Below are 21,154 nucleotides of genomic sequence, written 5' to 3'. Positions count from 1 at the left end.
GTGTTTTTCATCATATTTTATCGTATATGTCCGTCCTCTGCTATCCGATCTGCGGTAATCATCCAGCCATCCGAATCAAACGCATACGCCTGCCCGTCAATCTGGCAGACTGCATCGTGCCGGTAGGTGTACCCACTCAGCAGATACCACCAGCGCCCGTCCTGGCACACCCAGCCAGTAAGATACTTGCCAGACACCCAGCCGTCCGCGGTCTGGATCCACGGTGCTCCGCTGACAAAACACTTCCGGATCGGCTGCACCTGCTGATCCTTACTGTATCGCTTGCCAGAGCCAGCACCTGCCGGAGCTGTCCGGATGATGAGCGAGGATGCAGTGACGCTCAAGCCGTGTGCGCCGCTCTTGATGTCCTTGAGATCCGCCGCTCCGGCATCGCTGTCGGCTTTGACTGGCGCTACATCCATTTTAGGCCAGGTCTTTTTAAACGCCTCAAAGGTGCCGTAACGCTGTTTAAGAATGTTGGTGGCGCTGCCCCAGTCCGGCAGATAAAGATGTGGCTTGTCTACGATGCTACGCCAGTCTCCGCCCCAGGCAAGTCCTAAAGCTTTTGCCAGCTCTGCGGCCTTTTTAAACATACCTGTGCTGTCATTGTAGGCATCGTCTGACATGCTGCCATCGCCGTCCACATCCATCTTAAGATAAAAATCAAAGGCAATCCCCCACTGATGCTGACTGCTATAGCTACTGCCTTTGGCATTGGTTACAATGTTGCCAGGCTTGGTACGTCCTTGCGCGTACAGAGCGTCCTGCTCCGCCACCGTCCGCAGTGTCTCTCCGATGGCTACTGTGATACCCTCGGTCGCACAGGCTTTGATCCAGGCGGACGCAATGCGCTGGAGACGTGGATGACATAATGTGATATCTCTCATAGATTTGTCCTCTTTTCTTTATGATATGAAAAATATGACATTTTGTTTTCCGGGGGTATCTTGCAAAGAATTTTCGCATATACTATAATGCCGATAGGCTAAGAGATAGTAGTTGTCCATCACAGGCAACGACAAAACCCCCAAGGATCGCGACTCCTTGGGGGTTTTTATTCCTACTATCGGCTTTCGTCGATTTTCCCCTATTGTTGCGATGTCGCAACGGCAGCCATGCCCCGAACTGCCGCGGGAGATAGTCGGATCGCCTCCTTCTACTCTTCTTTTCCTGACTGCTTAAAAATCTGGTTTACATACGTAGACAATCCCGCCACAAGGACGCCCTGTGTAAGTGCCGTGAAAACCGCCAGCGCGATATCCTGACCACTACCGCAGGCACAGGTGGCGAACACATAGATGGCACAAATCGCAACGCCAATCAGCCCATTAATGAGTGGGATGTATTTGTCTTTCACTGTCTCGCTCTGCTTCAGCCACATCCCAATAAAGTACAGCACTACTGCTACCACAAGTAATTCCGGCTTTACATAATCTTTAATCTGCATACCTTATCCCTCCATCTGCTTTTCCAAATCTGCGATCCGATGGTTTGCCACCCGGATCTGTTTCTGCATCACTGCCTCGGTCTCCTCTAATTTATATGTACGCTCAATTACTGTATGAAAGCAATTATGAATGATGAAGTCATGGAACGACTGATTGATACGCTGATGGAGTTGCAGAAGAAAGAAAGCACCGATCTGCCTCTTTTGAAAAAGTAGCTTGCAGAAACGGAAAAAGGTATTAACAATATGCTCAACTCCATTCAAGCAGGGATTTTTACTCCGTCCACCAAGCAAAGACTGGACGAGTTGGAGGAAACCAAAAGGCAGCTTGAAGTCAGCATTTTGCAGGAGGAAATGCACAAGCCCCTGCTTACAAGAGAACAGATAGCATTTTTCATTTACCGCTTCCGTAAATTTGATGTGACAAAGCGGGAACAGCGGCAAAGACTGATTGACAGTTTTGTAAATGCGGTGTATCTTTATGAGGACAAGATAATTCCTTACTTTTAACTGTAAGAACAGTTCTAAGACCATCACACTGGCGGAGGTTGAGGGTTCGGATTTATCCGCACTCGGTGCTGGTTTGAAAACCTCCGTAAAGAATGAATTTGACATTGTTTACGGAGGTTTTTGTTTTATCCCTTCGCTTTCACTTTATCAAACTCTGGGTTAAACGTATAGAAATTACGACTGCTCAGGTGATCCTGTACATTTCTTAAAGCTTCACCAAACCGCTGAAAATGTACAATCTCCCGCTCGCGCAGAAAACGGATCGGATCGCATACTTCCGGATCTTTGACCACGCGGAGAATATTGTCGTAGGTTGTGCGGGCTTTCTGCTCTGCTGCCATATCCTCATATAAATCCGTGATCGCATCGCCCTTCGACTGGAACTCGCACGCATTGAACGGGATTCCGCCTGCTGCCTGCGGCCAGATTGCCGTGGTGTGGTCGATATAGTATGGTCCGAACCCGGATGACTCGATCTGTGCCGGAGTAAGGTTGCGCGTGAGCTGCTGGACAATGGCGGCAATCATCTCCATATGGGCGAGTTCCTCGGTTCCGATGTCGGTCAGAAGTCCTTTCTGCATCTTATAAGGCATCGTATACCGCTGGGACAGGTAGCGCATAGAGGCTCCGATTTCGCCGTCAGGACCGCCATACTGGCTCATTATATATTGCGCGATCTTCGGATTCGGCGTCTTGATATTGACTGGATATTGTAATCTTTTTTCATATCTCCACATACGCTACACCTCCCCTTCCCACGGCCAGCGCTCTGTAAGCCAGGACCATGTGCATGCATCGTCCGCATCCTCGATCGTGAGCGGTCCAAACGATGCCTCATACGCTTTAACAGCTTCTTTCCGAAGTGCCACCACATACCGGTAATAATTCAGCGCATTCCTGTCATCCGGGTGGGTGTCCAGATAGAGAATCACATCATCCATTGCAAAGCTGGCATCATCAATCCGTTTCATCAATTTTCTGGCAGTCTCATTCATCAGCAGGCACCTCCCATCATAAACGGCAGATCCAGATCCGGAAAAATAGTTCCCCGCCTGAATGCGGTTTCCAGCGCATACGGCTGCTGCCAGGACTGAACCGGTACATATCCCATGCCGACCGGATAATTTCCGCCTCCCAGAAATGTCTGCGGCGGCCTGTTTCCTCCTGTCTGCGGATACGGGCGGGCAGGTCGGATTTCTGGCCCCTGCGGGCAAAATGCCCCATTTTCCAAAACAGGATGCACCGAACCAGCACAAGGTATTTCCGGCGGACAGGTTGGCGGTGCAGTATTTATGCAGCGATTGCCAGAAATGCCTGCCACCGGGCATGACATAAGAGGCATTCCCGAACGGCAGGCATTTTTCCGGCTGGAGTTATCCTGATAACCATTCATATTTCATTCTCCTACAAAAGCAGTTATACTTTATCTTATGCAGGAAATATATAAATGCGATCGCCGCTGAAAAACAGAGCGATCATTATGTACTATTTTTTACAAAGGTAACTGATAACATCTTTTCTGGTAATAATACCGATAAAATTTTTCTGATCATCCAGCACCGGCACGAAATTCTGGTTCATGATCTTTCCCAGAAGATCTTCCATATCCGCATTGACAAGTACCGGCTGATTATCGGAACGGCGTGGAATCTCAGTGATCCGCACTTTTTCCAGTCCTTTCTGCACCAGATCTGTCTTATTTTTGAGTCCCCACAGCAGATCGCCCTCGGTTAATGTTCCTGCGTAACGCCCTGCCTTCGTGATGATCGGCACCGCAGAATACTTGTACTTTTCCATCGTATCCATTGCCTGCCCAACCGTGTCCTCCTCATTCACATAAATGACTTCACTTTTCGGTGTCAGAAAAAATAATATATTCATGGTTTACCTGTTCTCCTTTCATCTTTCCCCATACGTACCCCATACGTATCTGTAGATTTTGTATATTTTCGTTCAAATCTGCCTTCGTTCTTCTTGATTATACCAAATCCGTCCAAAAAAGATATAAAGAAATCCTTATTTTTCCATCAAATTTTTCTATAATCGGTACTGTTCATACCCGTGACCAGTAACTATATTCCGCTCCTAATAACCCATCTCCTCATCCACAAACACAACCTCTACTTCCATCCCATTGCTCGGACGCTCCAGGATCACGATCGAATGGCAAATCCGTGCCGGGCTGTTGCAGTCTACGCAAACGCCCGTTTTCGCACACGGGGTCTGGACCTGCAGACGGGCTGCGTTCTTCGGTGCTGCGATCTGTTTTACACGTTCCATCGCAGATGTCAAATCCGGACAGACTTTATTGTTTCCAATGACAAAATATACTTTTTCCGGTCCGAATAAGGTCTGCGACACGCGGTTTCCGGTTCCATCGATATTGACCAGTTCTCCGGTTTTGGAAACACCATTGGCGCTGGTTATGTACACCTCGGCACTTCTCGCTTCCATAAGCGTCTCGCGCCCTGCCTTTTTCCAGTGCCAGATCACCTCATTTTTCTCGGAAAGTGCCTCATAAAGTCCCATCTCCTGTGCCGTCACACTTCCGCCTATCGCAACTTTTTTCCCGGAAATCTGATCTTTCAGATAGTCCGACGCAGCCTTCTTTGTATCAAAGAAACTCGTTTTAAATCCGTGACGTTCAAAATTATTCTTCAACAATTCCTGTTCCATCTTTGTCCTCCTTATTAAATCGTTCAATTTATAGTAACTTTTATTTATAACCTACATTGACAGCCTTTGATCTTTGAAAATATTCGTACTTTACCTATAGTATATCAAATATTGGCAGAAAAACAAGGCAGAGCAAATTAGCTGCCCGCCTTGCTTCAAGTCAAGTTACTGTTCACACATGCGTGCCCAGTAACGGAATTTGCCGTGGCTTCGCATTCAAATACGGCAAATTCCTGCTGCCACCACGTTTTCTTACGGCACTTTCGGTTCCAAAAGTGCCTACCCGTAAACAGTATCAAGTCAACAAAATTCCCTGTCTTCATGTTTTCATACAGCAGCTTTCTGTTTCAAAACCACCTGTCACAAAACACAAACTTATCCCTTCATTTCCAATTTCTGCCACAGCCAGAACCAGACTGCAAGGCGTATCATAAACAGCATTTCAGCCTGTCATTCCAGATAGTCCAGCGCATCCACCGGTTCTCCGTCGTGCATCAGCTCGAAATATACGTTATTTCCCTCAATCGAATAGTATTTGGTCGGCTCTGCCACATATCCGAGTATCGTATCTTTTGCCACATACTGCTTCTGCGCCACCTGAACGTCTTTGAGCTGTCCACAGACCGCCGTGTAGCCGCTTCCCAGATCCAGCACAACATAATTGCCGATCTCCTCATTAGAACCGACTTCGGTTACCTGCGCCTCGGCGGGTGCGGCGACCGGCTCACTCACATCGCCCTGGATAATGAGTGCCGGATTGCATTTGTATTGATCGAGCGTCGGAAAATAGATGGTCGAATCCATGCTGTAATCGAGAATTACATTGCCCTGGACCGGCCAGCTTAAGCGATCGGTTCCATTGTAGGAAAGTGCGCGTGCGGCAGCTGCTCCGGCTCCCAGACTGCTCTCTTTTTCCTCCTCCATCGGCTTCTGATCGGCTTCATTCCGGTTATTGACCGAATACGAGGCGTCCGAACTTCCTGCCACCTGTGCGCGTGTTTCTGCCTGTCCGTCGTTTTCTTCTAAACGGTTCTGCGGCATCTCTTCCGCCAGGATTCCCTCCGTCTGCGGCACATCCAGATACGGATTTCTTCCATCCTGTGCATTATCTTTTCGAATTTTTACGGTTCCTGCTGCGGCTACGATTGTCAGCAGACCAAGCACTGTCATTACCAGAACAAGTTTGTCCCTGAATAACTGTCTTACTTTATTTTTCACGTTTATCACCTCGGTATTAGTCTTGCCGAAGTGAATCGTTTTATTCAGAAACGATTTGAATATTTTTAAAATAATGCTTTAAAATTTCTTCCGCGCTGCTCCCATTCTCCGCCATGAGTCCCGCCCCGTACTGCGACAACCCGTAACCATGCCCGCGCCCATAAGTAACACAGCGGATTTCGTCCCCGTCTTCCTCGAGGGAAAAAGCTGGCGACGGCACGCCTAACGCATAGCGCACCGCGTCCCCGCTGTATGTCTCCGCCCCAATCTGCACGGTTTCCACATAACCGGCGCTGTCCCGTTTCACGATCTGAATCTCCTCCAGAATCCGATCTTCTTCCAGATTTTCCAGATCCGGGTGTTCTCCCAATGCATTCAGTCCTTCTTCCAGACGTTTTTTCAGTTCTTCCCGTGTCATGCCCTGCCGCGTCAGGTAGCCACCAGCGCCCTCATCCTCCTTTGCCGCAACCGATGCCAGATACGGATGCGCTTCATCCCCTTCGCGCGTCCGCCCCGCGCTCACTGCATGAAACAGCGGCTCAATATAATCCCCATCCCAGATCGCCGTCTGTCCTGCGCTCTCCCGCACTGCCCCACAGATCGTCTGGTAATATTCCGGCATTCCAGCCGCCTCAAACTTGCTCTCGATCTGCTCCGGCTCCAGATAATCCATATCTAGCGCCGATTCCTCGATCGAATCTGCCCCGTCCATCTCCCGGTACAGCGCTGTCCGCGCCAGAATTGCCTGTGCCTTGACTGCCTCCTTCGGATAGCCGTCCGGAATCTGCACTGCAGTCAGACCGATCAGATATTCTTCCAGCGGGACAGCATATCCGGTTCCGTTGTTGCGGCCGCCATCCTCCCGATCCAGAAGGATGTGCCGATCATCCGTCTGACTTCCCCCTCCAGATGTTCTATCTGAATTTCCTCCGATTTTTCCTCCATCCGCCCCCTGCACACGCCCGGAAACTGCCAGTGTTGTGATATATGGGATCAAAAAAGCCGCCAGTACGGCGGCAGTTCTCTTCTTCATTTCGGTTCTCCTGTTTTGACTGTTCCAGTACGGTTTCACGCATTTTCTGTTTTGCCATACCAGTAAACTTATGGTTTCAATGCCTTACAAACCTGCTTCTTTTCTCTGCCTTCCTTATCTTATGACAGGCACTCAAAAAATATCACAAGTCTACGCTCCGGCTTTTCCTCCGCCGCCCTTTGCAGTCTCTTCCAGTTTCCCCTCTATCATTCTTTTACTCCCCCAGCGTCACACCATCCAGCAGCCAGCGGAACCATCCCTTTTTCTTCATCACCACAGTTCCATGAAAGTCCATCGTCTTCTCCGGTGCCAGCACCTCATCGCCTTTTTCCAGGCAGAAACGCACCGAAACCGTGTAGTCATACGTCCGCGCCTTCTTATCCCGCCCCGTCTCGCTCAGCTGACAGTTCGTCACATACACGCGTTCCACCGGAGCGGAAAACTGCGATAATAAAAGGACATATGGAAGCCCCGTCTGCTCCAGCGCCTCGCATCCAGCCTCGGTTGCCGTCTTTCCATACTCTTTCGCATAGATCGCCGTCAGACCGTCCTGATACACCTCATCCAGATCAAACGCCCGGTTCGCCGTATAAAGCGAATAGATTTCCTTTTTCGCCTGCTGATAGGCGCTGTTTTTATAAGAAGCAAACAAAAACAGCGAAATGATAAAAAAGAGGGAAGCACCCACAAGAGGAACCGAAAATCCTTGTGTCCCCGGTCTTTTTCTGTATCCTCTCATAGTGTGTCCTCCCTCTTTTTACTCCTTTTACAGTGCCTTTACATCATCATCGTCCACATGGATCTTCTCCAGATGCCAGATGTCGCGCACATACTCCTCGATGGTACGGTCAGAGGAGAATTTACCAGCGCTTGCTGTGTTGAGCATGGCTGCTCTCGCCCACCAGTTCTCGTCACGGTAAGCTGCCTCGACGCGTTTCTGTGCTTCCGCATAGGAACGGAAATCTTTCAGGATGAAGTAGGTATCTGCCTTGGCACTGTTCTTTGTATTTAACAGAGAATTGTAAATATCGCGGAACAGCTCCGGATCCTGCGGTGAATAGTAGCCGTTGATGAGCTGCATCAGCACGCGGCGGATATCCTGGTCGGTGTTGAAGATCTCCTCCGGGTTGTAACCGCCGTTGTTCTCATAATTGATAACCTCGTCAGCGCTCAGACCGAAGATAAATGCGTTCTCCTTGCCTACCTCCTCGACGATCTCCACGTTCGCACCATCCATCGTGCCCAGCGTCAGCGCACCGTTTAGCATGAACTTCATGTTGCCGGTACCGGACGCCTCCTTGCTGGCGGTGGAAATCTGCTCGCTGACATCCGCTGCCGCAAAAATCAATTCTGCGTTGGAAACGCGGTAATCTTCGATAAACACAACTTTCAGCTTACCATTGATGGATTTATCATTGTTGATAACATCTGCTACGGAGTTAATCAGTTTGATCGTCTTCTTGGCAATCTGGTAACCTGCCGCTGCTTTCGCACCAAAGATAAAGGTTCTCGGAACCATATCCATGTTTGGATTGTCTTTGAGCTGGTTATACAGGTACATTACATGAAGGATATTTAAAAGCTGTCTCTTGTACTCATGGAGACGTTTTACCTGTACATCGAAAATGGAACGCGGATCAATGTCGATGCCGTTGTGCTCCTTGATGTATTTTGCCAGGCGCAGTTTATTCTGGTACTTGATGTTCATAAATTCCTGCTGGAATTTCGGATCATCGACGTATACTTTTAATTTTGCCAGGTGCGGAAGATCGGTAATCCACTCGTCGCCAATCTGCTCCGTGATCCAGTCTGCCAGAAGCGGGTTGCCATGCAGCAGGAAACGACGCTGGGTGATACCGTTTGTCTTATTGTTAAATTTCTCCGGCATCATCTCGTAGAAATCTTTCAGCTCCTGATTTTTCAGAATCTCGGTGTGAAGTTTTGCCACACCGTTGACGGAATATCCGGCTACGATGGCCAGATGCGCCATCTTGACCTGACCGTCAAAGATGATCGCCATCTTTTTAACTTTCTCATAGTTATCCGGGTACTTATTCTGTACCTCGATCAGGAAACGACGGTTGATCTCTTCCACAATCTGGTATACACGCGGAAGCAGGCGGGAGAACAGCTCGATCGGCCATTTTTCCAGCGCCTCTGCCATGATAGTGTGGTTGGTGTATGCACAACATTTTGTTGTGATACCCCACGCCTCATCCCAATTTAAGCCTTCCTGATCCAGGAGCAGGCGCATCAGCTCAGCAACTGCCACGGTCGGATGCGTATCGTTCATCTGGAATACGATCTTCTCCGGCAGTTTGTGAATATCATCGTTTGTCTCTTTGAATTTCTTCAGAGCAACCTGTAAGCTGGCAGAAATGAAGAAATACTGCTGTTTAAGACGCAGCTCTTTACCCGCATAGTGGTTGTCGTTCGGATAAAGGACCTCAACCAGGTTCTTCGCCAGATTCTCCTGCTCGACCGCCTTCTGGTAATCACCCTTGTCAAATGCAGAAAGGCTGAACGTGTCGATCGGCTGTGCATCCCAGATACGCAGGGTGTTGACTACGTTGTTGCCGTAGCCGACAATCGGCATATCATACGGAACTGCCAGAACAGACTGATAACCTTCCTGTACAAAATGGTTGCGCCCACCGTCCCACTCGGTCTTGACATAACCGCCAAATTTAACCTCGGTCGCATACTCCGGGCGGCGAAGCTCGAACGGATAACCGTTTTTCAGCCACTCATCCGGCACCTCCACCTGGTAGCCGTCTTTAATTTTCTGCTTGAACATACCATAATGGTAACGGATGCCGCAGCCGTAAGCCGGATAACCAAGCGTTGCCAGGGAATCCAGAAAACATGCTGCCAGACGCCCCAGACCGCCGTTTCCAAGTGCCGGATCCGGCTCCTGATCCTCAATCGCATTGAGGTCAAAACCCAGCTCTTCCAGTGCTTCCTTCACTGCTTTTTTCGCACCCAGGTTGATGATATTGTTACCAAGCGCACGTCCCATCAGAAACTCCATAGAAAGGTAATATACCTTCTTTGCGCCTGTCTCGTCAAACTGCTTCTGAGTTGCAATCCAGTCGTCGATAATCACATCCTTGATCGCATAGGACACAGCCTGGAATATCTGCTGCGGTGTCGCCTCGTCGATCGTTCTGCGGTACTGGTTCTTTACATTTTCGATAATACTCTTTTTAAACTCTTCTTTGCTGATCTCGCGCATCCTGTCCTCCTAATATTCGTAGTATCACGGTTTCCCGCCAGGCACATCAGTCAGTCGTTTTCTCAACACCAAACATACCTTTTTCGCCATTGATATCCCACTCTTTTGTGTGTCCGCCCATGGTGCCAATCAGGATATTATCAGCCAGAACCTCTTTCTTGATTTCCTCTGTATGGTTCTTTAAAATTTCTGCAAGTTTATCATTTCCGTCCTGGAAGACGTTGATATGGTTCATTACCTCAAAACCGGCTTCCTTACGCATCGTCTGAATCTTACTGATGATCTCACGGACAAAGCCCTCTTCGATGAGTTCCGGTGTCAGATTAGTATCCAGAACAACGGTAACGAAATTGTCACCCTCAGATACAAAGCCCGGTACCTGTGCCATGTCAATCAGAAGATCTTCTTTTGCCAGCTCTACCTTTGTACCGTCCTGCGTCTCAAAGCTTAAAAGGTCGGTTTCATTTAAGGTATCCATCGCCTGATTTCCGTCCAGACCTGCAAGAATCTCTTTGATCTCGTTTACATACTTGCCATACTTGCGTCCAACGGTACGAAGCTGCGGCTTGAAGCTGTAGGAGGTAAATGCGCGGACATCATCCGTGAACTCTACCTTCTTCACATTCAGCTCATCCTGGATGATTTCCTGATAGAACGCCGGCAGAGCGGTCTCTGCCTTCACGAACATACGTCCGATCGGCTGACGGTTCTTGATGTTAGCAGTATTTCTTGCTGCACGACCCAGAACGACAACCTTCAGGACTTCTTCCATTTTCGCTTCCAGATCCTTGTCGATGTGCGCCTCATTTGCAACCGGGAAGTCGCACAGATGGATGCTCTCCGGTGCCTCTTTATCCAGACTGCGAACCAGATTCTGGTAAATGTCTTCGGTCATGAACGGAATCATCGGAGCCGCTACCTTCGCTACAGTTACCAGTGCGGTGTAGAGTGTCATGTACGCATTGATCTTATCCTGCTCCATGCCCTTCGCCCAGAAACGCTCACGGCTTCTTCTGACATACCAGTTACTCATATCATCGACGAAATCCTGGAGCGCTCTTGCAGCCTCCGGAATGCGGTAGTTGCCCAGATCGTCGTCCACCTCTTTGATGAGGCTGTTTAACTTAGACAGCAGCCATTTGTCCATAACCGGAAGTTTATCGTATTCCAGCGTATATTTGGTTGCGTCAAAATTATCAATATTCGCATAGAGTACAAAGAATGCATAGGTATTCCAGAGAGTACCCATGAAACGTCTCTGTCCCTCGATAACGGCTTTTCCGTGGAAACGGTTCGGCAGCCACGGTGCACTGTTAATGTAGAAATACCAGCGGATCGCGTCAGCGCCGTAAGTCTGCAGTGCATCGAACGGGTCAACCGCGTTGCCCTTGGACTTACTCATCTTCTGTCCGTTCTCATCCTGGACATGCCCCAGAACGATAACATTCTTGTACGGCGCCTTGTTAAAGATCAGGGTCGAGATAGCTAACAGGGAGTAGAACCATCCACGCGTCTGATCAACCGCCTCGGAGATGAAATCTGCCGGGAACTGCTGCTCAAACAGTTCTTTATTTTCAAATGGATAATGATGCTGTGCAAATGGCATGGAACCGGAATCAAACCAGCAGTCGATAACCTCCGGTACACGGTGCATCTGTTTGCCGCACTTCGGGCAGGTGATCGTCACATCATCGATGAATGGGCGGTGAAGCTCAACCTCTCCATTTGCCTCCTGATCCATCTCTTTTGCATATTTTTTCACAACGTCCGTGTAGTTCGGACTCATGGATTTTAATTCTGCCTGGCTTCCGATCGCGTGCTGGCAGCCGCACTCGCACTCCCAGATATTTAATGGAGTACCCCAGTAACGGTTACGGCTCACGCCCCAGTCCTGGACATTCTCCAGCCAGTCGCCAAAACGCCCTTTACCAATGCTCTCCGGAATCCAGTTGATCGTATTGTTGTTGCGGATCAGGTCATCCTTAACTGCGGTCATCTTGATGAACCAGGATTCACGTGCATAGTAGATAAGCGGTGTATCGCAGCGCCAGCAGTGCGGGTAGCTATGCTCAAATACCGGTGCGGAGAACAAAAGTCCGCTTTCTCTTAATGCTTTCAGAACCTCCGGATCGGCTTTCTTGCAGAACATACCGGACCACGGAGTCTCCTTCGTCATCTCGCCCTTTCCGTCTACTAACTGTACAAACGGAAGATCATATTTTCTGCCGACCTTGGAGTCGTCCTCACCAAATGCCGGTGCGATGTGTACGACACCTGTACCATCGGTCAGGGTTACATAATTATCGCAGACAACGTAGAATGCTTTCTTATGCTGTTTTTCACAGGTTGCTACGGCATAGTCAAATAACGGCTCATACTCTTTGTATTCCAGATCTTTTCCGACAAAGGTTTCCAGAACATCGTAAGTACCCTCGCCCAGAACAGTATCACACAGCGCCTGCGCCATATAATAAACCGTGCCATCCTCTTTCATTTTTACCTTTACATATGTCTCGTCCGGGTTTACACAGAGCGCAACGTTGGACGGAAGTGTCCACGGGGTGGTCGTCCATGCAAGAATGTATGCATCTTCGCCCTTTACCGGGAACTTAGCGATCGCAGAACGCTCTTTGACATCCTTATATCCCTGTGCCACCTCATGGCTGGACAGCGGGGTGCCGCAGCGCGGGCAGTACGGTACGATCTTGAAGCCCTTATAAAGAAGTCCCTTGTTCCAGATTTCTTTTAATGCCCACCACTCAGACTCAATGAAGCTGTTGTGGTAGGTAACATACGGATGCTCCATGTCTGCCCAGAAACCAACGGTGTTGGAGAATTTTTCCCACATTCCTTTGTATTTCCAGACACTCTCTTTACAGTGCTCGATGAACGGCTCCAGACCATACTGCTCAATCTGCTCCTTGCCGTCCAGTCCCAGCATCTTCTCTACTTCCAGCTCAACCGGAAGACCGTGGGTATCCCATCCAGCCTTTCTCGGAACCATGTAGCCCTTCATCGCGCGGTATCTCGGAATCATATCCTTGATAACACGGGTCAGCACGTGTCCGATGTGCGGCTTGCCGTTTGCGGTAGGCGGTCCGTCATAGAATGTATAGGTCGGTCCCTGCTTACGGCTGTCGATACTCTTCTTAAAAATCTGCTCATCTTCCCAGAACTTCTCAATGTTCTTTTCACGTTCCACGAAATTCATGTTTGCCGGAACTTTGTTGTACATGATAAATTCCTCCTAAAAATATGAAATAAAAATGGACCCATCCTGTAACAGGACAAGGGCCCACTTGCTTTTAACCACCTATTACTGCATACCTTTATATGCGCTCCCTATAACGGAGGAAACCGTCGGTACTTACTGAATTTTCCTTCCGGGCGCTGTCAGAAACGGCGCTCAGACTTCCAAAAATGGTTCAGCCCGAAGCTCCGGAGTGATCTTCGCATCCGCTTTACTCACAGCAGGCTCTCACCGTCCCTGCCTCGCTCCCGCTTTCCGTGCGGCGCTACTGTCTCCATCATTGCTTTTCCTATCATAATTAGTAATCAAATCACTAACATGGACATTGTATCTTTTTTCCAGATGGTTGTCAAGGAATGTTTCGGATATGATTCACATGTTATAAAATTATCATTATTTTGCCATTCCCCTGATTTTATGGTATAGTATATAAAATATGTCTGTATTTACTTTAAAAAACAGACACAGACATTCATTGCAAATATAAACAATGAAGTATACTATATATAAAAAGAAGGGCGTGCCCGCAGCCGTCTTTCGCAACAAAGGAGAATATTATGGAGCCAAGAAACCTTACCCTATTGACCGACCTGTATGAACTGACGATGATGCAGGGCTATTTCCGGGAGAAAGATGCCAACGAAACCGTCATTTTTGATGCGTTCTACCGCACAAACCCGGATGGAAATGCGTTTTCCATCTGCGCCGGCTTAGAGCAGGTCATTGACTATGTGAAAAATCTTCACTTCGATGATGCCGACATCGAATACTTACGCGGACTCGGCATTTTTGATGAAGATTTCCTCGAATATCTTCACAATTTCAAATTTTCGGGTGACATTTACGCAATCCCAGAAGGCACCGTTGTCTTCCCGCGTGAGCCTCTCGTCAAGGTCATCGCGCCGATCATGGAAGCACAGCTGGTTGAGACTGCCATCTTAAATATCATCAACCACCAGAGTCTGATCGCGACCAAAACATCCCGTATCGTCTTCGCCGCACGCGGGGACGGAATCATGGAGTTTGGGCTTCGCCGCGCGCAGGGTGCTGACGCCGGTACCTATGGCGCCCGCGCTGCCATGATCGCCGGCTGTATCGGCACTTCCAATGTACTGGCCGGAAAACTATTTGACGTTCCGGTCAAGGGAACCCACGCACACAGCTGGATCATGAGTTTCCCGGATGAGCTGACTGCGTTCCGCGCTTATGCAAAGCTCTATCCGAGTGCCTGCATCCTGTTAGCCGATACCTATGATACCCTGGGTTCCGGTGTTCCGAACGCGATCCGCGTCTTCCAGGAGATGCGCGACGCCGGTATCCCGCTGACTTTCTACGGCATCCGCCTCGACAGCGGCGACCTTGCATATATTTCCAAGAAAGCCCGCAAGATGCTGGATGACGCCGGATTCCCGGATGCAGTCATCTCAGCCTCCAACGATCTGGATGAATACCTGATCGACAGCCTGAAGATTCAGGGCGCTGCCATCACGTCCTGGGGTGTCGGCACAAACCTCATCACCTCCAAGGACTGCCCTTCCTTCGGCGGCGTTTATAAGCTGGCTGCCATCATGGACCGTCACACAGGCAAATTTATCCCGAAGATCAAGCTTTCGGAAAATACAGAAAAGGTTACCAATCCGGGCAACAAGACCATCCAGCGAATCTATGACAAGGAGACTGGCAAGATTATCGCAGATCTGATCTGTCTCGTGGATGAAGAGTTCGATGAGAAGAATTCCCTTCTGCTCTTCGATCCGATCGAGACATGGAAAAAGACACACCTCGCGCCGGGCACCTACACCATGCGCGAACTTCTCGTTCCAATCTTCAAAAACGGCGAATGCGTTTACGAGTCTCCAAAGGTTATGGACATCCGCGAATACTGCAAGAAAGAACAGGAGACGCTGTGGGATGAGTCCCGCCGTCTGGTAAACCCGCATGAGATTCATGTGGATCTCTCCAACGAGCTGTGGCATATGAAGGCACAGCTGTTAGACAGCTATCATTATACAAGCAACTAGTAGATAAAATACGAGTAAATACCATGTTCAGGCAAGTTTATTGCTGCCGGACATGGTATTTTTTTCTTTAATGCTTCCATAAAATTTGCAATATAAAAACGAATGTGTCTCCAAGGAAATTCCTATTACACAAAAACTGCCGCCAAATACATCCGGCTGCCAGCCCTCTTCTTTGAAAAGTCCAGCCCGCCATTGTATTCCAGCGACAGTTTTTATATGAATCGTATCTTTATTTTTTTAAATCTATATCAAATATGATATCAATTACTCATCCCAGTTATGGTAAGTAGCCTGTACGTCATCATCCTCATCCAGAAGATCCAGGATTCTCTGCATCTTTTTGATGGATTCCTCATCGGTAAGCTCTACCCAGTTCTGCGGAATCATGGTAACGTCTGCTTCCATCATCGGAACGCCAGCCTTCTCCAGCGCCTCGCGGACTGCAGAGAAATCTTCCGGTGCGGTGATCACTTCGTAGCTGTCCTCCTCCTCGGAGAAATCCTCAGCTCCTGCATCCAGTGCAAGCATCATCAGCTCATCCGGATCCATCTCGCACTCTTCTTTGTCGATGATGATCTGACCTTTTTTATCAAACATGAAGGACACGCTGCCCGGAGTACCTACGTTTCCGCCGCCCTTGGTAAATGCGCTGCGGACATTCGCTGCGGTACGGTTCTTGTTGTCGGTCAGGGTATCTACGATGATAGCGACGCCATTCGGACCATATCCCTCGTATGTAAGATTCTCGTAATTGACAGAGTTTGCATCTCCGGCTGCTTTCTTGATACCACGATCGATGGTATCGTTCGGCATATTGTTCGCTTTTGCTTTTGCAATCACATCACGCAGACGGCTGTTGTTTGCCGGATCCGAACCACCTTCCTTAACAGCTACGGCAATCTCACGGCCGATAACGGTAAAGATTTTTCCCTTTGCTGCGTCGTTTCTCTCTTTTTTGTGCTTAATATTGGCGAACTTTGAATGTCCTGACATAAAATAACACTCCTCTTTCTATCTTCTTTGTTGTATCTTTTCGCTCATCAGCTTTTATATCACGCCGATTTCGGCACTAAAAAGCTGCATCTTAACTATTTTAACACCATTCTGTATGCTTGACAAGGGGTTCGCGGCTGATTTTATGTATCCAGTTCCAGACTGACCTTCAGCGCACGGTCCACTTCCTGTAAAAGCGCCCCGTCGATATGACAGATTTTCTCTTTCAGCCGCTGCTTATCGATCGTGCGGAGTTGTTCCAGTAAAATGACCGAATCCCTCACCATCGCACAGCGGCGCGTGTTTAATTCCACATGCGTCGGCAGCTTGGCTTTGTTCATCTTTGATGTGATCGCCGCGCAGATCACGGTCGGGCTGTGCTTGTTGCCGATATCATTCTGGATGACCAGCACCGGGCGGACGCCGCCCTGCTCTGAGCCGATGACCGGTCTTAAATCTGCGTAATAAATATCTCCTCGTCTGATAACCACTCGATTCACACTCCGTCCAAACTATTTTAAGATATAAATAACTGCTTTGTACTTTCACAGCTCCACAGTCCGTTTATACCGTTAGTATGGACAGATTTACACCGCCTATACGCGGGTCGTCCCATAAATGCATCCGGCAGTCCAGGTTCCCGGCTTTGCCGAAGCTATCTACTTTATCTTATGAATCCTTTTTCTAAATGGTTCAAACGCCGGCTTTACTCCATAAAATCCTCATACCGATCATCATTATAATCCTTTTTCCCGACGATCTTTCCACCTCTCACGTACACGCGCGGCACACGTTTTCCAAGCACGCACGGGATCTCATAGTGGAAACCGCCACTCCATTCCGCCAGCTCTTCCATCGTGATCTCGTCGTCCCCGTCGCGTCCGACCAGCGTTACCCGCGTGTCCTCAGCAGCCTCCGGGATATCGGTCACATCGATCATGCACTGATCCATGCAGACGCGTCCCAGAATCGGTGCGCGGTGTCCATGAATCAGGACATAACCCTTTCCAGAGAGATTTCTCGGATAGCCATCGCCGTATCCGGCGCCAATCGTCGCGATCCGCATCGGACGATCCGTCACAAAGGTTCCGCCGTAGCTGATCGGCGTGCCCGGCTCCACTTCCTTAACATAGGTAATAAAGCTGCGGATCTCCATCGCCGGGTAAATCTTCATGTTCCGCTCTACCTCATCCGACGGATACAGACCGTATACCGTGATACCGGCTCTCGCCGCATCCAGTCCCATCCGCGGCAGTTCCATGATCGCCGCGCTGTTCGCACAGTGGCACATCGGAATATGAACGCCTGCATTTTCCAGACCTTCATGGAATTTCTGGTACCGCTCATACTGTAAATGGGTAAATGCCTTATCCGCCTCGTCAGCACGCGCAAAATGTGTAAACATTCCCTCGATCTCAATGCCCGGAAGCTTTGCAATCCGCTCTATCTCTTTCAGGCTATTTTCATCCGGGTGAAATCCGATTCGTCCCATGCCGGTATCGAGCGCAATATGCATTTTCGCCGTCTTTCCCATCGAAACCGCAAGTTTTGAGAGCAGCTCTGCCTTATCTTCCTCAAAGATCGCTGGACGGATATCGTCCTCAATCAATTCCGCAAAATGGCGCGGGTGCGTGCTGCCAAGCACCAGAATCGGTTTGTCAATGCCGTGGCGGCGCAGGTTCTGTCCTTCCTCCAAGGTTGCCACCGCATAGCCCCAGACAAACGGCGCAATCGTCTTCGCCACCGGAACAGCCCCGTGACCGTAACCATCCGTCTTAACCACGCCGATCATCTTCGTTTTTGCCGGAAGATTTTCGCGCATCGCCTCCATATTTTTCACAATCGCATCCAGGTCAATCCGCGCATAAATCCGAGTATATGGTTCTTCTGCCATTGTATATGCTTTTTCCATCTTTTTGTCTTCCTTTTTATTTTCAATCTATCTTTTCAAGCAGACAGTCCGCGATATCTCTTGCCAGCACGGAATGCTCTCCCTTTTTACAGGCAGCTGCCGCCCCAGCTCTTCCGTGCAGGAACACGCCGAGCGCCGCCGCTTCATCCTCTGAAAATCCCAGCGCCAGAAGCCCGGCAATCACACCGGTCAGCACATCGCCGGAACCGCCCTTTGCCATCGCGGCGCAGCCGCTGTCGCCGATATACACATTGCCATCGCGCCCCGCCGTCACCGTCACGGCATCCTTGAGCACGCAGGTCACGCCTTTTTCTTCGCCATACCGCACCGCTGACTCGACCAGATCCCGTTTCAGATCCTCAATCGAGCGTCCCGTCAGACGCGCCATCTCGCCCAGATGTGGAGTAACGATCACATTTTCCGTAAAATACCCGGACAAATGCGGATGCTGTGCGACAGCATTTAATCCATCCGCATCCACAATGATCGGCACATAGGCGGAAAGCAGCACGTTCTGCACCAGACTTGCGACATGGGCTTCCTTTCCCAGTCCCGGTCCCAGCACGATCGCGCTCGCCCAGCCGCACTCCTGTTCCACCAGGCTCTTAAAACCTGCCGGATCTGTCTGTGCCTGTTCCGGATCATACGGCGTCAGGATCGCCTCCGGAAGGAGATTTTGCAGAATCGGCACATTTGCCCGGACGGTCAGGATCTTCACAAGTCCCGCGCCCATCCGGTACGCAGCCAGGGCGCTCAAATACGCTGCGCCGCACATCCCCTCCGAACCGGCTGCGATCAGGATTTTTCCATACGTTCCCTTGTTGGCGTCTGCCCGCCGTTTCGGGATCTGGTTCTGATCCTCCGGATCATAGGCAAAATAGGTATGCCCTTCATATTTTGTATACGCCGGAAACCCGATGTCGGCAATCACAATCTCGCCGCACAGCTTCCGTCCCGGATAGAACACCATTCCCAGCTTCTCATAGCCGAAAGTAACGGTCAGATCCGCCTCAACTGCCTCGCCAAGCGCCTCCCCCGTCTCTGAGCTGACGCCGGACGGAATATCAACCGCAACTACCGCCTTTGGCTCCTGCTCCCGCATAAAACGGATCGCCTCGGCAAATTCACCGCCGACCTCTCTGGAAAGACCCACACCAAAGATCGCATCCACCATGATCTCCACATGCCCCGGCACATAATTTTCAAACGCCTCCACCGGGATCCCCAGATTCCGGTCAATCGCCACCTGACAGGTCATCTCCCCCGTCCAGTGCGCCTTGTCACCGACCGTGAGCACCGTCGGAAGCGCGCCGCGCAGAAAGAGAATCCTAGCCAGCGCCGCGCCGTCCGCACCGTTATTGCCCGTTCCGCAAAATACCAGAAGCCTCTGCCCTGAAAGCTTTCCATACCGTTTTTCCATCTCGTCTGCAACCGCCAGCGCCGCTCGCTCCATCAGTACCAGAGAGGGTATCCCCACTTTCCGGATTGCATATCCATCTATCTCTTTCATCTGTTTTCCTGTCACCAGACGTCTCATTTCCATTCCCCCTCTCCGACTGCGTAAGCGGATGCAAGACTGCCTGTATTCGTGATCGACACGTGAATCCGGGTGATTTTTAGGCTGTCCGCAAGTTTCTTTGCTCCCCCGTGAAGCCGCACCCACGGTTTTCCAAGCTCGTCCCGGAGCACTTCTATATCCAGCAGTCCAAAGCCCCGAAAGCCTGTTCCAAACACCTTCGAGACTGCCTCTTTTACCGCAAAATCGCCGGCGAGCCGGGACACCTTCCCCCCAGCCTGCCGACGCTCTTCTTCTGTATATACACGCACCAAAAAAGCCTCTTTTTCACAGGCTTTTTTGATTCGCTCTATCTCTATCAGATCCGTACCAATTCCGACGATCATTTTGTTTCTCCGGCACCAGCTGCCTCTTCCTGCTTTCTCTGCGCTTCTTCTCTCGCTTTCTGATCCTGCATGCTGCATACGCGGTAAGAAAGGCGCATCAGGCTCTCCGACAGATGGACATTTTCCACCACAACGTCATCTGGAACCTGTAAATCTGTATGGGCAAAATTCCAGATCGCCTTGATTCCGGCTTTGACAAGCCGATCCGCAATCTCCGGCGCTTTCGACTTCGGAATCGTCAGTGCTGCGATCTGCACTTCATTGTCCTTGATAAACTGCTCCAGATCCTCAATACCGCGGATCTCCACTCCACGGACTACCAGGCCGACCAGACGCGGATTCACATCAAACATGCCTTTGATTAAAAAACCACGCCGCTCAAAATTCGTATAATTCGCGATCGCCTGACCCAGATTTCCCGCACCGATAATAATTAGGTTATGCTGACGGTCAATTCCCAGAATCCGGGCAATCTCCGAATATAAATACTTTACATTATAACCATATCCCTGCTGACCAAATCCGCCGAAATTATTCAGATCCTGACGAATCTGGGACGCTGTCACCTTCATGCGGATACTCAAATCATTCGATGAGATTCTCTCTACTCCCTCCTCGAGCAATTCGCCCAAGTAACGATAGTATCTGGGTAGCCTAGAAATGACCGCTTTAGATATCTCTTTCTGTTCCACGGCTTTCTTCCACCTTTCTTTCCTCTGACGTTGTCCATATGGTTTACGCAAACCTTCGGACAATCTGATAAATTTATTATAGTCATATGATAAATAATTGTCAATTTTTTTATTTCATATGAGGGATTTTACATTGTATTTCGTAAAATTTTCTGACCAGAAACAGCCATTAACCGTTCTCATTCTTGCATTGCTTCTTTATTTATATTATAATTTGAGATTGACGGTATATTTTTAACCGAAATACATGGATACAACCACAGGA

The 21,154-nt window shown here is 49.5% G+C and carries 20 protein-coding genes; 1 reads left to right on the top strand and 19 read right to left on the bottom strand.

The features are described 5' to 3' along the window. Positions 1-17 precede the first annotated feature (17 nt). The 13 genes from DWV73_RS01165 to ileS all read right to left on the bottom strand — a co-directional run bounded on the left by DWV73_RS01165 (position 18) and on the right by ileS (position 13,354). Positions 18-887 carry a M15 family metallopeptidase gene (locus DWV73_RS01165; RefSeq protein ID WP_117795210.1) on the bottom strand — a complete coding sequence of 290 codons (870 nt, stop codon included), beginning with the start codon at positions 885-887 and terminating at the stop codon, positions 18-20. Between the two features lie 269 nt (positions 888-1,156). Then, a complete protein-coding gene (locus DWV73_RS01160; RefSeq protein ID WP_022359091.1) occupies positions 1,157-1,447 on the bottom strand; it encodes a phage holin family protein in 291 nt (96 codons plus the stop codon). Between the two features lie 3 nt (positions 1,448-1,450). After that, positions 1,451-2,062 (bottom strand): hypothetical protein, encoded by a 612-nt coding sequence (locus DWV73_RS12685; RefSeq protein ID WP_181986206.1) that lies wholly within the window; start codon positions 2,060-2,062, stop codon positions 1,451-1,453. A gap of 20 nt (positions 2,063-2,082) precedes the next feature. After that, entirely contained in the window at positions 2,083-2,694 is a 612-nt protein-coding gene (locus tag DWV73_RS01150; RefSeq protein ID WP_117795208.1) for a manganese catalase family protein, read from the bottom strand. Between the two features lie 3 nt (positions 2,695-2,697). Continuing rightward, positions 2,698-2,952, bottom strand: coding sequence for a spore coat protein CotJB (locus DWV73_RS01145; RefSeq protein ID WP_022360123.1), 255 nt, complete (start codon positions 2,950-2,952; stop codon positions 2,698-2,700). Further along, positions 2,952-3,350: a spore coat associated protein CotJA gene (locus tag DWV73_RS01140; RefSeq protein ID WP_227589710.1), complete on the bottom strand. Its 399-nt coding sequence runs from the start codon at positions 3,348-3,350 to the stop codon at positions 2,952-2,954. Before DWV73_RS01140 ends, DWV73_RS01145 begins: the two co-directional genes overlap by 1 nt. Before the next feature lie 92 nt (positions 3,351-3,442). Next, positions 3,443-3,838, bottom strand: coding sequence for a CBS domain-containing protein (locus tag DWV73_RS01135; RefSeq protein WP_022360124.1), 396 nt, complete (start codon positions 3,836-3,838; stop codon positions 3,443-3,445). 204 nt (positions 3,839-4,042) lie between these two features. Continuing rightward, a complete protein-coding gene (locus DWV73_RS01130; protein ID WP_117795206.1) occupies positions 4,043-4,633 on the bottom strand; it encodes a lactate utilization protein in 591 nt (196 codons plus the stop codon). A 450-nt stretch (positions 4,634-5,083) separates the two neighbouring features. Next, positions 5,084-5,851 carry a M23 family metallopeptidase gene (locus DWV73_RS01125; protein ID WP_117795203.1) on the bottom strand — a complete coding sequence of 256 codons (768 nt, stop codon included), beginning with the start codon at positions 5,849-5,851 and terminating at the stop codon, positions 5,084-5,086. A 40-nt stretch (positions 5,852-5,891) separates the two neighbouring features. Next, positions 5,892-6,884, bottom strand: coding sequence for a SpoIID/LytB domain-containing protein (locus tag DWV73_RS01120; RefSeq protein WP_117795201.1), 993 nt, complete (start codon positions 6,882-6,884; stop codon positions 5,892-5,894). 214 nt (positions 6,885-7,098) lie between these two features. Then, positions 7,099-7,623 (bottom strand): hypothetical protein, encoded by a 525-nt coding sequence (locus DWV73_RS01115; RefSeq protein ID WP_106999704.1) that lies wholly within the window; start codon positions 7,621-7,623, stop codon positions 7,099-7,101. Between the two features lie 27 nt (positions 7,624-7,650). Continuing rightward, entirely contained in the window at positions 7,651-10,119 is a 2,469-nt protein-coding gene (locus tag DWV73_RS01110; RefSeq protein ID WP_117795199.1) for a glycogen/starch/alpha-glucan phosphorylase, read from the bottom strand. Between the two features lie 46 nt (positions 10,120-10,165). Continuing rightward, a complete protein-coding gene (gene ileS, locus DWV73_RS01105; protein WP_117795197.1) occupies positions 10,166-13,354 on the bottom strand; it encodes an isoleucine--tRNA ligase in 3,189 nt (1,062 codons plus the stop codon). Positions 13,355-13,926: 572 nt separating this feature from the next. Between ileS and DWV73_RS01100 the strand changes: the two genes are divergently transcribed. Then, positions 13,927-15,390 (top strand): nicotinate phosphoribosyltransferase, encoded by a 1,464-nt coding sequence (locus DWV73_RS01100; protein ID WP_106999701.1) that lies wholly within the window; start codon positions 13,927-13,929, stop codon positions 15,388-15,390. Between the two features lie 264 nt (positions 15,391-15,654). Here the strand turns inward: DWV73_RS01100 and DWV73_RS01095 are convergent, their stop codons facing one another. The 6 genes from DWV73_RS01095 to DWV73_RS01070 all read right to left on the bottom strand — a co-directional run bounded on the left by DWV73_RS01095 (position 15,655) and on the right by DWV73_RS01070 (position 20,889). Then, positions 15,655-16,383, bottom strand: a complete 729-nt coding sequence (locus DWV73_RS01095) for a YebC/PmpR family DNA-binding transcriptional regulator (protein ID WP_022360132.1) — start codon at positions 16,381-16,383, stop codon at positions 15,655-15,657. Between the two features lie 143 nt (positions 16,384-16,526). After that, complete coding sequence (locus tag DWV73_RS01090; RefSeq protein WP_022360133.1) at positions 16,527-16,874, bottom strand: type II toxin-antitoxin system PemK/MazF family toxin; 348 nt, start codon at positions 16,872-16,874, stop codon at positions 16,527-16,529. Between the two features lie 215 nt (positions 16,875-17,089). Continuing rightward, entirely contained in the window at positions 17,090-18,295 is a 1,206-nt protein-coding gene (gene alr / locus DWV73_RS01085) for an alanine racemase (RefSeq protein ID WP_227589711.1), read from the bottom strand. A gap of 22 nt (positions 18,296-18,317) precedes the next feature. Further along, a complete protein-coding gene (locus DWV73_RS01080; RefSeq protein ID WP_117795195.1) occupies positions 18,318-19,832 on the bottom strand; it encodes an NAD(P)H-hydrate dehydratase in 1,515 nt (504 codons plus the stop codon). Then, positions 19,829-20,197 (bottom strand): holo-ACP synthase, encoded by a 369-nt coding sequence (acpS, locus tag DWV73_RS01075; protein WP_117795193.1) that lies wholly within the window; start codon positions 20,195-20,197, stop codon positions 19,829-19,831. The genes DWV73_RS01080 and acpS overlap by 4 nt, the downstream gene beginning before the upstream one ends. Beyond that, entirely contained in the window at positions 20,194-20,889 is a 696-nt protein-coding gene (locus DWV73_RS01070; protein ID WP_117795191.1) for a redox-sensing transcriptional repressor Rex, read from the bottom strand. The genes acpS and DWV73_RS01070 overlap by 4 nt, the downstream gene beginning before the upstream one ends. Positions 20,890-21,154 lie beyond the last annotated feature (265 nt).

It is taken from the genome of Clostridium sp. AF12-41 (assembly GCF_003461685.1).
GTDB classification, from domain to species: Bacteria; Bacillota; Clostridia; order Lachnospirales; family Lachnospiraceae; genus Otoolea; species Otoolea fessa.
This window is presented reverse-complemented; position numbering and strand designations above follow the sequence as displayed.